This window comes from Streptomyces sp. NPDC045470 (assembly GCF_040646595.1).
Classification (GTDB): Bacteria; Actinomycetota; Actinomycetes; order Streptomycetales; family Streptomycetaceae; genus Streptomyces.
Genome location: NZ_JBEZAN010000012.1, coordinates 212,014 through 225,670, shown reverse-complemented (window position 1 = coordinate 225,670; position 13,657 = coordinate 212,014). Strand labels below are relative to the sequence as shown.

The 13,657-nt window shown below is 74.8% G+C and carries 6 protein-coding genes and 1 pseudogene; 4 read left to right on the top strand and 3 right to left on the bottom strand.

Annotated elements, in window-relative coordinates; all coding sequences use genetic code 11:
* The first annotated feature begins 251 nt into the window (after nucleotides 1-251).
* The 4 genes and pseudogenes from AB0A97_RS28655 to AB0A97_RS28640 all read left to right on the top strand — a co-directional run.
* Nucleotides 252-1,337, top strand: coding sequence for an S-(hydroxymethyl)mycothiol dehydrogenase (locus AB0A97_RS28655; protein WP_361155209.1), 1,086 nt, complete (start codon nucleotides 252-254; stop codon nucleotides 1,335-1,337).
* Complete coding sequence (locus tag AB0A97_RS28650; protein WP_361155208.1) at nucleotides 1,334-3,808, top strand: FAD-dependent oxidoreductase; 2,475 nt, start codon at nucleotides 1,334-1,336, stop codon at nucleotides 3,806-3,808. The genes AB0A97_RS28655 and AB0A97_RS28650 overlap by 4 nt, the downstream gene beginning before the upstream one ends.
* Before the next feature lie 79 nt (nucleotides 3,809-3,887).
* The gene (gene solA, locus AB0A97_RS28645) at nucleotides 3,888-5,090 is read left to right on the top strand and encodes an N-methyl-L-tryptophan oxidase (protein WP_361155207.1); all 1,203 of its coding nucleotides are present in this window, start codon (nucleotides 3,888-3,890) and stop codon (nucleotides 5,088-5,090) included.
* Nucleotides 5,087-6,211: pseudogene (locus tag AB0A97_RS28640) on the top strand (aromatic ring-hydroxylating dioxygenase subunit alpha); the annotation flags it as partial. The gene solA and the pseudogene AB0A97_RS28640, both read left to right, overlap by 4 nt.
* Here AB0A97_RS28640 and AB0A97_RS28635 read toward each other — a convergent pair.
* The 3 genes from AB0A97_RS28635 to AB0A97_RS28625 all read right to left on the bottom strand — a co-directional run bounded on the left by AB0A97_RS28635 (nucleotide 6,204) and on the right by AB0A97_RS28625 (nucleotide 13,640).
* Complete coding sequence (locus AB0A97_RS28635) at nucleotides 6,204-10,979, bottom strand: hypothetical protein (protein ID WP_361155205.1); 4,776 nt, start codon at nucleotides 10,977-10,979, stop codon at nucleotides 6,204-6,206. The pseudogene AB0A97_RS28640 and the gene AB0A97_RS28635 sit on opposite strands and share 8 nt — an antisense overlap.
* Nucleotides 10,980-11,068: 89 nt before the next feature.
* Nucleotides 11,069-11,965, bottom strand: coding sequence for a hypothetical protein (locus AB0A97_RS28630; RefSeq protein ID WP_361155276.1), 897 nt, complete (start codon nucleotides 11,963-11,965; stop codon nucleotides 11,069-11,071).
* Between the two features lie 133 nt (nucleotides 11,966-12,098).
* Nucleotides 12,099-13,640, bottom strand: a complete 1,542-nt coding sequence (locus AB0A97_RS28625; protein WP_361155203.1) for a hypothetical protein — start codon at nucleotides 13,638-13,640, stop codon at nucleotides 12,099-12,101.
* Between the last annotated feature and the right edge of the window lie 17 nt (nucleotides 13,641-13,657).

Genomic DNA, 13,657 nt, shown 5'->3' with positions numbered 1-13,657 from the left:
CACCCCTTGACGGATCGCTCACGGACTTCCAGCATGTCTCTCATGGCGCAACATTGCGCGTCATGAGCAACGCAAGGGAGTCCACCGGGCGTTCCTTCGTCTCCGCGGTTCCCTGCGCCTCCTCCGGTTCCCCCGATACCCGTGCGTCCGCCGCGTCCCGTGGACCCCGTACGCCCCAGCAACCCCATAACGGCATCCGTGCCGGCTCCACGCACCCGCTCCTGCCCCGCAGGCGCTGTTTAGGAGTGATCATGCCGCACGAAGCCCGCGCCGTCGTCGCCGTCAAGAAGGGCGCCCCCGTCGAGGTGCTGCCGATCCTCGTCCCCGATCCCGGGCCGGGCGAAGTCCTCGTCACCGTGCAGGCGTGCGGGGTGTGCCACACCGACCTGAACCACCGCGAGGGCGCGGTCGGCGACGCCTTCCCCTACCTGCTCGGCCACGAGGCCGCCGGTGTCGTCGAGGCCATCGGCCCGGACGTCACCGGGCTGGCGCCGGGCGACTACGTGGTGCTCGCCTGGCGCGCCCCCTGCGGGCGGTGCCGGTCCTGCCGCCGCGGCCGCCCCTGGTACTGCTTCGACTCCCGTCACGCGGACCGGCCCATGACCCTGCTGGACGGCACCCCGCTGACCGCGGCCCTGGGCATCGGTGCCTTCGCCGAGAAGACGCTGGTCGCCGCCGGGCAGGCGGTGCGCGCCGACCCGGCGGCCCGCCCCGAGGCGGCCGGGCTGATCGGCTGCGGGGTGATGGCCGGGTACGGGGCCGCGGTGCACACCGGGGGTGTGGGCAACGGCGACACGGTGGCGGTGATCGGTTGCGGCGGCGTGGGCAACGCCGCCATCGCCGGGGCCTCGCGGGCCGGTGCGCGCCGGGTCATCGCCGTGGACATCGACGACGGCAAGCTGGACGCCGCCGAGCGCTTCGGCGCCACCGACACCGTCAACTCCCGCGGCACCGACCCCGTCGAGGCGGTGCGGGCCCTGACCGGCGGACACGGCGCCGATGTCGTGATCGACGCGGTGGGCCGCCCCGAAACGTTCCGGCAGGGCTTCTACATGCGGGATCTCGCCGGCACGCTGGTGCAGGTCGGTGTCCCGGAGCCGGACACGCGCATCGAGCTGCCGCTGCTGGACGTGTTCGCGCGCGGCGGCTCCCTGAAGTCGTCCTGGTACGGCGACTGTCTGCCCAGCCGGGACTTCCCGGTCCTGATCGACCTGCATCTGAGCGGCAAGCTGGACCTGGAGGCGTTCGTCTCGGAGACGGTCGGCCTCGCGGACGTGGAGGCGGCCTTCGCGCGGATGCGGCGCGGTGAGGTGCTGCGTTCGGTGGTGGTCCTGTGAACGCCCGGCCCGGTACGGGCGGCGGTCCGGCCCCGGTCCGCATCGTGGTGATCGGCGCGGGCATCGTGGGCTGCTCCCTGGCCGACGAGCTGACGGCACGCGGCGCGCGCGATGTCACCGTGCTGGAGCAGGGCCCGCTGCACGCGCCCGGCGGCTCCACCTCGCACGCGCCCGGACTCGTCTTCCGTACCAACGTCTCCAAGACGCTGAGCGACTTCGCCAAGTACACCGTCGAGAAGTTCTCCGCCCTGACCGAGGACGGGCGGCCGTGCTTCGACGCCGTCGGCGGACTGGAGATCGCCACCACCGAGGAGCAGTGGGCCGAACTGCACCGCAAGGCCGGGCTCGCCGCCTCCTGGGGCATCGAGGGGGAGATCGTCGACGCCCGTCGGTGTGCCCGGCTGTGGCCGCTGCTGGACGCCGCGAAGGTGCTGGGCGGCTTCCACACGCCCGGTGACGGGCTGGCCAGGGCCCTGCCCGCCGCCCGCGCGCAGACCGCACGGGCGCGGGCCCGGGGCGCCCGCTTCCTGGAGCGGCACACCGTCACGGGCATCGAGCAGGACGCGGGCCGGGTCACGGCCGTCGTCACCGACCGGGGCACTTTCCCCGCGGACGTCGTGGTGTCGGCGGCGGGCTTCTGGGGGCCGGTGATCGGGGCCATGGCGGGCGTGTCCGTACCGCTGCTGCCGCTGGCGCACCAGTACGTGAAGACGTCGGCGTTCGCCGGACCGGACGGCCGGCGGCCGATCCTGCGTTTCCAGGAACGGGACCTGTACTTCCGCGAGCACGTCGAAGCGGGGGCCGAAGGGTCCGGTACGGGCCGGATCGGCATCGGCTCGTACGCGCACCGCCCGATGCCCGTCGACCCGGCCGCCGTGCCCGCCTTCGACGACGCGCCCGTGATGCCCTCCGCGCTCCCCTTCACCGCCGACGACTTCGACCCGAGCTGGGACGACAGCCGCCGGCTGCTGCCCGCCCTGGACGGCACCCGGGTCGAGGAAGGCTTCAACGGCGTCTTCTCCTTCACCCCCGACGGCATGCCGCTGCTCGGCGAGACGCCCGGACTGCGCGGCTTCTGGCTGGCCGAGGCGGTGTGGGTGACGCACGCGGCGGGCGTCGCCAAGGCGGTCGCCGAGTGGCTCACCGAGGGACGCCCCGCCACCGATGTGCACGAGTGCGCGATCTCCCGCTTCGAGGAGGTCCAGCTCTCCCCCGCCTACGTGGCCGAGCGCGGGCGGCAGCAGTTCGCCGAGGTGTACGACGTCATCCACCCGCTCCAGCCGCCGCGCCGCCCGCGCCCGCTGCGCGTCAGCCCCTTCCACGAGCGGCAGCGGGCTCTCGGCGCGTACTTCCTCGAAGGCACCGGCTGGGAGCGCCCGCACTGGTACGAGGCCAACGCCCCGCTGGCCGACGGCATCGCGCTGCCGGAGCGGGACGCCTGGTCCGCCCGCCACTGGTCACCGGTCGCCGCGGCCGAGGCACGCGCCACCCGGGAGCGGGTCGCGCTGTACGACATGACACCGCTCAGGCGTCTGGAGGTCAGCGGGCCGGGCGCGCCGGCCTTCCTCCAGTACCTGACCACCAACCAGCTCGCGAAGAAGCCGGGCTCGGTGACGTACACGCTGCTGCTGGACGACGCGGGCGGCATCCGCAGCGACCTGACCGTGGCCCGCCTGGCGGCCGACCGCTTCCAGATCGGCGTCAACAGCGGCATGGACCTCGACCACCTGTCCCGGCACGCGCCCGCCGGTGTGCAGGTCCGCGACATCACCCCCGGCACCTGCTGCGTCGGTGTCTGGGGCCCGCGCGCCCGGGACCTCGTACAGCCGCTGACCCGCACCGACTTCGGGCACCGCGCGTTCGGCTACTTCAAGGCGAGGCAGGCGTACATCGGCGAGGTGCCGGTGACCGCGCTGCGCCTGTCGTACGTCGGCGAGCTGGGCTGGGAGCTCTACACGAGCGCCGACCTGGGGCTGCGCCTGTGGGACACGCTCTGGGCGGCCGGACAGCCGTACGGCGTGATCGCGGCCGGGCGCGGTGCGTTCACCAGCCTCCGCCTGGAGAAGGGGTACCGCGCCTGGGGACAGGACATGACCACCGAGCACGACCCGTACGAGGCGGGCCTGGGCTGGGCCGTCCGGATGGACAAGGGCGACTTCGTGGGGCGCGCGGCGCTGGCGGGGCGGTCGGCCGGCAGCGCGCGGCGCAGGCTGGTGTGCCTGACGCTCGACGATCCGGCGGCGGTCGTCCTGGGCAAGGAGCCGGTGTACGTGGACGGCGCGCCCGCGGGCTACGTGACCAGCGCGGCGTACGGCTGTTCCGTCGGGCGGACGGTGGCGTACGCGTGGCTGCCGTCGCGTGCCGCGGTGCCCGGGACCGCCGTGCACGTCGAGTACTTCGGGGAGAAGGCCGCGGCGACCGTCGCCGCCGAGCCGCTGTTCGATCCCGCGAGGGAACGTGTCCGCAGATAGTCCGCGCAGACCCTGGCCACGGACAGGGCAGCCCGCAGCCCGTCGGGTGTCCCCTGTCCCGCCGAACCGGGAGGTCCGCTTGTCCCCCACCCATGACGTGATCGTGATCGGCCTCGGCGGCATGGGCAGCGCCGCGGCCCACCGCCTGGCAGCGCGCGGCGCCCGCGTGCTGGGGCTGGAGAAGTTCGGCCCGGTGCACCGCCACGGCTCCAGCCACGGCGGTTCGCGCGTCACCCGCCAGTCGTACTTCGAGGACCCGGCGTACGTACCGCTGCTGCTGCGCGCCTACGAGCTGTACGAGGAGCTGGAACGTGCCACCGGGCGGCGGATCGCCACGCTGTGCGGCGGGGTGATGCTCGGCCGGCCGGAGAGCCGTACCGTCGCGGGGTCGCTGCGCTCGGCCCGTACCTGGGACCTGCCGCACGAGATGCTCGACGCGCGGGAGGTCCGCCGCCGCTTCCCGACACTCGCCCCGGCTGCCGACGAGATCGCCCTGTACGAGGCCAGGGCCGGGTTCCTGCGCCCGGAGAACACCGTCGCCGCGCAGCTCCAGCTCGCCACCCAGGGCGGCGCCGACCTCCACTTCCAGGAGCCGGTCACCCGGTGGGAAGCGCTGCCGGGCGGCCGCGGCGTGCGGGTCCACACACCCGAGGACACCTACACCGCCGGGCAACTGGTGATCTGTCCCGGTGCGTGGGCGCCCGCGCTGCTGTCCGACCTGGGGGTGGCGTTCACCGTCGAACGCCAGATCATGCACTGGTTCGAGCCCGCCGGCGGCACCGGCCCGTACGTCCCGGAGCGGCACCCCGTCTACATCTGGGAGGACGCCGGCGGCGTCCAGATCTACGGCTTCCCCGCGATCGACGGACCGGGCGGCGGCGCGAAGGTGGCGTTCTTCCGCCGGGGCGCCGTGTGCACGCCGGAGACCGTCGACCGGACGGTGCACGAGGACGAGGTACGGGCCATGGCCGGGCAGGCGGCCCGGTTGCTGCCGTCCCTGCCCGGCCGCCATCTGACGTCCGTCACCTGCATGTACACCAACACCCCCGACGAGCACTTCGTCCTCGCGCGGCATCCGGCACACCCCGACGCCGTGACCGTGGCCTGCGGCTTCTCCGGGCACGGCTTCAAGTTCGTACCGGTGGTGGGCGAGATCCTCGCCGACCTGGCGCTGACCGGCCGGACCGCGCACCCCGTCGAGCTGTTCGCGCCGGGCCGCCTGCTCGTGGCCACCGCCTCGGCTGCCCTGCCTGCCCCGTCCGCCCCAGGAGGCGTCCGATGACCCTCGCTCCCGAGACCGCCGGGACCACCACGGGCGCCAGCCTCACCAGCACCCTTCCCGGCTCCCTCTACACCGACCCCGCCGTCTTCCGCCAGGAGCAGCAGCACATCTTCGAGTCGCTGTGGTGCTGCGCGGTGCGCGCCGCCGACCTGCCACGGCCGGGTGCCTTCCGTACGGTGCAGGTCGGCCGGGAGAGCGTGCTGATCGTCCGCAACCGGCGCGGCGGCTTCGGCGCCTACCTCAACGTGTGCCGTCACCGGGGCGCCCGGCTGTGCACCGACGAGTCCGGCGAGGTACGGCGCAACCTCCAGTGCCCGTACCACGCCTGGACGTACGACCTGGACGGGCGGCTGGTGGCCGCGCCCAACCTCCGGCAGATGCCGGACGTGGACCGCTCCGAACGCGGGCTGCTGCCGGTCCGGCTGCGCGAGTGGCTGGGCTATGTGTGGGTGTGCCTGGCCGACGACCCGCCGTCGTTCGAGGAGACGGTGACCGGCACGGTCGGCGAACGGCTGGGCGGCACGGAGGCGATCGAGCGGTACGGGATGGCCGGGCTGGACCTCGGGCGGCGCATCACCTACGACGTACGCGCCAACTGGAAGCTGATCGTCGAGAACTTCATGGAGTGCTACCACTGCGCCACCATCCACCCCGAACTGACCGATGTGCTCCCGGAGTTCGCGGAAGGGTACGCAGCGCAGTACTACGTCGGGCACGGCGCGGCGTTCGCGGCGGAGGCCGAGGGGTTCACCGTCGACGGCAGTGGCGGCTTCGCCCGGATCGCGGGCATCGAGGAGAGCCAGGACCGCCGCTACTACGCCATCACCGTCCGCCCGCAGGTCTTCCTCAACCTCGTGCCCGACCACGTCATCGTGCACCGGATGTTCCCGCTGGCCGCGGACCGCACCGTGGTGGAGTGCGACTGGCTGTACGCCCCCGAGGTGGTGGCCTCGGGGGCCGACCTGTCCCGGTCGGTGGAGCTGTTCCACCGGGTCAACGCGCAGGACTTCGCCGCCTGCGAGCGGACCCAGCCCGCGATGGACTCGCGGGCCTACCGGGCCGGCGGGGTGCTCGTTCCCAGCGAGCACCACATCGGCGACTTCCATCGGTGGGTCACTCGGCTGCTGCCGGGGAGTCCTGGGGATCCTGAATCTCCTGAGGGTCCTGAACCTCCTGAGACTTCTGGGGCTGCTGAGACGCCTGAGGCTCCGACTGGCTCCGCGGCTGCTCGTCCTCCGGACGGCGGTACATCCGCGTCGCCGTGATCTGCCCGTGCACCGGCTCCGACCCGGGGTCCTGCTGCGGCAGGCCGGGCCGCAGATGCTCCTCGACGCTGATGTACTTCAGCCCGGCCCGCAGGTCCGCGTCATTGCGCAGCCGGATGACCAGCGGGAACTCGGCGAGTGCCGTGGTGTCGAAGAGGCCGGTGGTGTACAGGAGCTGCACGCCCAGCGCGTCGGCGACGGCACGCTGGAGCTCCAGCAGGTACGTCGCGTTGGCGCGGCCGATGGGGTTGTCCAGGAACAGCGTGCCGGCGTGCCGCTGCTTGTCGCGGCCGCGGTCGTTGCTGCGCAGCGCGGCCATCGTGCAGTACAGGGCGATCGCCGCGGTGAGCAGCTGGCCGCCGGAGAACACGTCGCCCATCTGCCCGACCGGGACGCGCTCGGCGCGCAGCACCGCGTCCGGCTTGAGGATCTCCACCGCCACGCCGCGCGGCTGGAGCGCCGCGCTGACGCCGCGCAGCAGCAGGGACATGCCGTCCCGCCGCAGGTCGCTGTTCTTCTTGACCGCCGAGCGCGTCGCCTCGTCGATCACCTCGCCCAGCCGCTCGGTGAGCGTGGCCTGGTCCGGGTCGTCGAAGCGGATGCGCAGGAACTCCTGACCCGACCACTCCCCCAGCCCCTCGGGGAGCCGGGACAGCCGCTGGGCGGAACGCAGCGTCGTCAGCGACGAGTCGACCAGGCCGCGCAGCCGGTCCACGATGCTGTCGCGGTTGCGTTCGAGCTGGGCCAGTTCGTCGGTGAGCACCCGCAGCCGGGGCGCGAAGGCGTCGGCCCACTTGGCGGCGTGGTCGGGCAGCGCCGCCGCGGGCAGTTCGCGGATCTGCTGCCGGGCGGGCGTGCGGACCTGCTCGTACTTGGTGGAGTTGGCGTGCCGGACGAGGACGTCGCTGGCCTCGCGGACCGCGGACTCGGCCGCCGACAGGTCGGCGGCGCAGCCGCGCAGCGAACGGCGGGACTCGGCGGCGGCCTGCCGCGCGTCCTCCAGGCGGCCCGCGTACGCCTCGGGGCGCTCGCCCTCGTCCTCCTGGGTGTCGCGCAGCAGGTCGCGCAGCATGGCGGCGGTCTCGTCGAAGCCGGCGGCGGCGTCCTCGGCGGCGCGGTGGGCGCGCAGCAGCTCGGTGTGGGTGGCGCGGGCGGTCTCCAGCGCGTCGTCGGCGGTGGTCAGTTCGGCGTTGGCGGTGCGCAGGAGTTCCTTCGCGCGGTCCGCGTCGGCGGGGATCAGGTCCTCGGGCAGCTCGGTGTGGGCCTCGCCGTCGGCCGGGGCGAGCCGTTCGGCCTCGCCGCGCAGCCGGCCGAGCTGCTCGCTGGCGGCGGAGGCGCGCGCCTCCAGCCGGGCGACCAGGGCCTCGGCGCGGGCGGACGCGGCCTGCCGGGACGGGCCGTCGGCGGCGTCGGGGCTTTCCAGGAGCTGTTCGGCGCGGGTGCGGACCTTGTTGGTGAGGCGGTTCAGCTCGGCGAGCGCGGCGCTCTCGTCACCTTCGGCGCGGGCCTGTTCGGCGCGCAGGTCGGCGCCGACGCCCACCTTCTCGTAGAGCTGGGAGGCGGCGCGGTACGCCTCGCGCAGGGCGGGCAGCGAGCCGGCCGCGGGCGCTTCGCCTTCCTCGCCCATGTCGTCCGGCACGCCCGCGATCTCGGCGCGCTCGGCGCGCAGCGCGTGAGCGGTGCGCCGGGCGTCGTCGGCGGCGCGCTGGGCGGTGCGGCGGTCCTCGTCGGCGGCGCGCGCCCGGTCCACGCACTCTTCGGCGCGGGCCTCCAACTCGGCGACTTCGTCGGCCAGTTCACGCAACCGGGCCTGCCAGGAGGCGCGCTCGCGCAGCCGGTGGGCGAGCCCGGCGAGGGCGTCGGCGACCCGGCGGGCGCGCTGCGCGGCCTCCTGCCGCTCGTCGCGCACCCGGGCGGTCTCGGCGGCCTCCTCGTCGGCCTCGGCCCGTACCGTGCGGACCTCGGCCAGTTCCCCGGCGGCGGCGTCGGCGGCCGTACGGGCTTCCTCGGCGGCGGTGGCCAGTTCGGCGAGGCGGCCGGGCGGGCAGCCCGTACGCCAGGAGGAGAGGCGGGCGGCCAGCGCGCGGTCGCCGGCCAGCCGGGCCGCCAGCACGCGGATCTCGTCGTCCCGCTCTATGGCGCGGGCCCGCAGCGCCTGGCGCTCCTCGTCGGCGGCGGACTCGTCGTGCATGGCCGGGTTCGGCGGGACGAGGAAGACGCCGCTGTCCTGGGCGTCGGGCGCGGGGGTGGGCGCGAGCAGGGCGGCGGCGGTGCCGACGGCGACGGTGGAGCGCGGCAGCAGCGCGGCCTGCGCGAGGACGTCGCGGGCGCGGGCGTGGGTCTCCGGGTCGGTGATGATGACGCCGTCGACCAGTTCGGGGCGGGCGGCCAGCACCCGGGTGTGGTCGGCGGGGTCGACGGACTGGGCGAGGTAGCGCCAGCCGGGCAGTGCGGGCACGCCGTGCTCGCCCAGGTACTCGACGGCGGCGAGCACGTCGGGGCCCGGCGGCAGCAGACCGCCGTCGCCCAGCGCGCCGAGGATGCGGGCGTCGTCGGCGGCGGCGGTGCGCAGGTCGAAGAGCTGGCGTTCGGCGGAGGCGACGCTCTCGTCGAGGAGTTCTCGCAGGTCGTCGGCGTTGCGGTCCAGCTCCTCGGCGCTCAGGGGGCCGTCGGAGGCGGGGCGGCGGGCGCGGCGCGGGCCGGCGTCCTCCGGGGAGTCCGCGTCGGGCTGCCCCGTACGCGGTCCGGGCACGCCTGCCTTGGGCGCCGCCTGCGGCAGTCCGAGCAGGTCGGCGAGCCGCTGTTCGGCGCCGATCGACTCGGCGGCCTGCCGCTCGGCGTCGTACGCGCGCTCCGCCGCCTGGGCGGCGTCCTCGGCGCGGGCCGCGGCCAGTTCGGCGGCGGCCAGGCGGGTGGCGGCCTCGCGGGCCCGGTCGGCGGAGCGGGTGGCGGCCTCGCGGGCCGCGTCCCAGCCCTCGACCGTGGACTTCTCCGCGTCCGAGGCGGCGAGCGCGGCGCGGGCCGGGTCGGCGTCCGGCGCGGAGTCGTCGAGCCAGCCGGCCCGTACGGCCTCGGCGGTCTCCTGTTCGACCTCGGCGAGGCGCTGCTTGAGGTGTTCGGCCTCGCTGCGGGCGCGCTGGGCGTGGGTGGCGGCGGCGGTGGCGTCGCGGTGTGCGGTGTCGCTGGTGTCCTGGAGGGCGGCGGAGCGCTCCTCCTGCTCGTTGGCGATGCCCTCGCTGACGTCGGCGGCGCCCTGGAGGGCACGCACCAGCTCGGTGGCGGCCTTCGTCCGGGCGGCGAGCGCGGGCGCGGCGTCCCGTTCGGCCTCGCGGATCGCGGCGGCGACGCGAGTGGCCCGGTCGGCGGCGGCGCGGTGGCGCAGCACGGTCTCGGCGGCCTGCCAGGCGGAGTGCAGCGTACGGGCGTCGTTCAGCTCGCGGCGCTGGGCGGCGGCGCCCTTCTCGGCGGCGGCGAGCGCCAGCGACGCGTGTCGGTAGGCGATCTCGGCGGAGATCAGCGCGCGGCGCTCGCGGACCCGCTCGGCGTCGGTGACCGCGTGCGCGGCGGTGGCGACCTGCTCGGCGAACTCGGCGGCGCGGCCGCGCTCCTCGGTGCCGCGGGCGTGCAGCCGCCGGGCGAGGGTACGGGTGCGGCGTTCGGCGCCGGCGTGCACGTCACGGGCGGTCTCGCGCTGCTCGGCGGCGTCCGCGATGCGCGACAGGAGGTCCAGCGAACCGGCGGTGAAGTCGCGTTCGGCGGTCAGTTCGGCGCGGCGGCCGAGCTTGTGCGCGAAGCCGTGCACGAGGTCGGCGAGGCCGTCGGTGTCGCGGGTGTCGGTGACCGCGCGCAGCAGCAGGTCGGTGAAGTCGGAGTCGTTCTTCACCGCGAAGAGGCCGGCGGCCTCGCCCTCGTCGGCGTTCATCTCCCGCTGGTAGCGGAAGAGTTCGGGGTCCAGGCCCAGTTCGCCGAGGTGCTCGTTCCACCGCTCGTGGATCTCGACCCAGGAGACGTCCAGGTTGGGGTAGTTCTTGCCGGCCTCGACCAGGGCGTCGCGGAAGCCCTTCATCGTACGGCGGCGGCCCCTGGCCCCGGAGAAGCCCTCGGCCGGCTCGCCGCGCGGCCGGACGACGGTGGCCTCGGCGACCGGCAGCGAGTCCAGGCTCATGCCGGGCCCGGGGCGGAAGCTGTACCACGCCTCGGCGAACTTGCGCGGGTCGTTGGAGACCTGCCGGCCGCGCCACTCGCTGACCTTGCCGACGACGATGGACTCGCCGGTGAGGGTGTGCTGCCACTCCAGGGCGACGTGGCCGCAGTCGTCGGCGAGCAGGAACTTGCGCAGCACACCGGAGCTGGCGCCGCCCAGGGTGTTGCGGTGGCCGGGCAGCATCACCGAGAAGATCAGCTTGAGCAGGACGGACTTGCCGCCGCCGTTCTCCAGGAAGAGGACGCCGGCGGGGGCGGGGCGGCGCGGCGGGCCGACCGGTTCGTCCTCGAAGAAGTCCGCCTGCGCCGGCGCCGGGTCGGGCACGGGCGCACCGACTCCGCGCAGGTCCAGCACGGTGTCGGCGTAGCGCGCACCGGCGGGCCCGATGGAGTAGAGGCGGACCCGGGACAGCTCGTACATGGCGGCGGACTCTCGTTGTGTGGGCGGACAGTGGTCGGTGGACCGGCGGTCGGTGTGTCCGGGGGCCGGGTGGTGCCCGGCCCCGGGCGTCAGGCGGAGTGGAAGGGCAGTCCCGCGTCGGAGACCAGGTCGAGGTCGTCGGTGTCCTCGGCGGGCAGCAGGCTGGCGCTGCCGTCGCCGACCGGGACGACGCCCAGCTCCAGCAGTTCGGCCATGGCGGCGCTGCCCGCCATGTCACGCACCTGGAGCTGGTAGCGGGCCGTGGTGCGGTAGGCGCCGCCGGAGTCGTCGCCGGTGCGCTGGAGGAAGCCGGAGTCGACGAGGAAGGCGACGGCCTTGGCGATGATGCCGGTGGTCGAACCGGCGAGCCGCCGCGCGTCCTTGGTGGCGCCGGTGGCGCTGCGCCGCGCGTAGGTCCGCCAGGCGGCTTCGAGGCCGGGCGCGTCGGTGGCGGGGTCGGTGTTCTCGCCCTGTTCCTCGGCGCGCTCCTCCAGGCGGCGGCACGCCTGCCGGACGAACGCGTCCACGCCGTTGACGGTGATGCGGCCGATGTAGCCGTCGTCGGCGAGGTCCTCGGGGCGGGGGAAGGCCATGGCGGCGACGGCGAGGTGGGCCAGGCCGTGCAGGAAGCGGTCGGCGGAGTCGGCGGAGGCGCGGCGGGCGTAGTCCCCCATCCGTACGGCGAAGACGGAGTCCTCGTCGGCGGTGACGGCCATGCCGGCGCGCGGGGAGACCTCCAGGACGACCAGGCCGAGGCCGGTGGCGACGGCGTCGGCCAGGCGCGCGAAGGCGGGCTCGTCGCGGTAGCGGCGGAGCAGTTCGCCGTACTCGGCGTCCCGGGCGGGCAGCAGCTTGGGCTGGAGCCCGAAGGAGACGAGGCGCGCGGCGTCCGCGGCGTCGGCGGGCGTCACGGGCGCGGAGCCGCCCGAAGGCGCGGCGGTGGGGCCGGGCGCGGACCACCCGGGGTGCTCCGCCGCGGCTGTCAGGTCGCCCTGCGCCGGGTCCTCGGTGCCGTCCTCGACGCCCGTTCCGTACTCACTCACGCCCGTACCTCCATGCGAACTTCCTTCTGCCACCGTGCTGCCGGCGATCTTCGCGCGTCCTGTCCGGCCGCCGGCATCACGCCACCTCCGAACGGTCGGCCGCCATGCCCGCCGCGTCCAGCAGGGCCTTGCCGACGATGAGGTCGGCGCCGCCGAACTCCTCATCCTCCAGCACGGTGCCGTCGTCGACGGCGAAGAGCAGCTGCTGTTCGCCCTGGCGGTAGGCCGTGCCGACCGGCGGGCTGGCCGCGTGCACCGCCAGCAGGGCGACGAGATACGGCAGGTCCGGGTCGCTGCGGCGGGCCTCGGCGAGCAGTCCGGAGAGCCGACGGGGCGCGTCGGCGGGCAGGTCGAGCAGGGCCTGGGCGGCTTCGAGCTGCTCCTCGGAGAAGCGGCTGTCGTCCGGGGTGGCGATCAGGTCCGGCTCGGGCATCTCGGCACCGAGGTGCTCGCGCTCGACGGGCGGCTGGAACAGCAGACCGACCAGGTCGCCGAGCCGTACGGACGTGCCCGTACGGAAGCCCGTGCCGTGCGCGAAGAAGGCGTCGGTGACCCGGATCGCCTGCTCCACGGGCAGCGGCAGGACCGGGGCGACCAGCTGGCCGTACAGGTCGAGGCCGGAGCGTCCGGCGGGCGGCGCGAACGCCTGGCGGTCCTGCTCGGCGCGGAAGAGGGGGCCCGCCTCCAGCAGCCGGGACTGGAGCTGGGTGTGGCGGCGGATGCAGTCCTTGACGATGTCGACCAGCTCGGCGGCGCGCCGCTTGTGCTCCTGGTCCTCGGTCTCGTCGCGGGCCTTGCGGATGTTGGTGAGGATCGCGTTCTCGTGGCGGTAGCGCTCGGCGACGTGGTCGAGGGCTTCGGCGATCATGTCGGGGACGGCGCGCAGCCAGTCCACCGCGCGGACGTTGCGGCGGGTGGCGTCCAGGGTGCGGCGCAGCGTCTCGGCGTACTGCACGGTGCGGTAGCGGGCCTGCTCGGCGGCGAGCTGGGCGTCCGCCAGCCGGCCGCGGCTGATGAGCACCTCCAGCTTGACCTCGGCGGCGATCTGGGCGCTCGTCACGTCCGTGTCGAGGGCGCCGACCAGGACGTTGACGGCTTCGTCGGTGGTACGGAGGTAGACCCCGCCGCCCGGCCCCGGGACCTCCTCGATGAGCTTGAAGTCGTAGTCCCGGCGGACGTACTCGCCCTCGGGGCCGAAGGTGCCGTACACGGCGCGGAAGCCGCGGTCGACGCTGCCGACGTTGATCAGGTTCTCCAGCACCCAGCGGGCGACGCGCTCGTGCTCGGCCGCGGGGCGGCGCGGGGTCTGCGCGGCGATGCGCGGGAGCAGCTTGGCCACTATCTCCTCGTGGTCGGCCCCGGTGTCGAAGTCCATGTGGAGGGTGACCAGGTCGATGGCGGCGAGCGCCACCTCCGCCATCGCGTACACCCCGTACTCACCGGCGAGGTTGGCCTTGCGCGCGTCCAGGTCGTGCAGCGGCGCGGTGCACGCGAGGGCGCGCAGCCGGCGGGCCAGGCCCTCGTCGGCGGCCGGGCCCGGCGCGGGCCGGGAGGGTCCTTCGGGCCGGGCCACGCCGTTGAGCTGGGACGCAGCGGTCCCGGGGGCAGGAAAAGTCACGTCGCACAGCGTAGGCG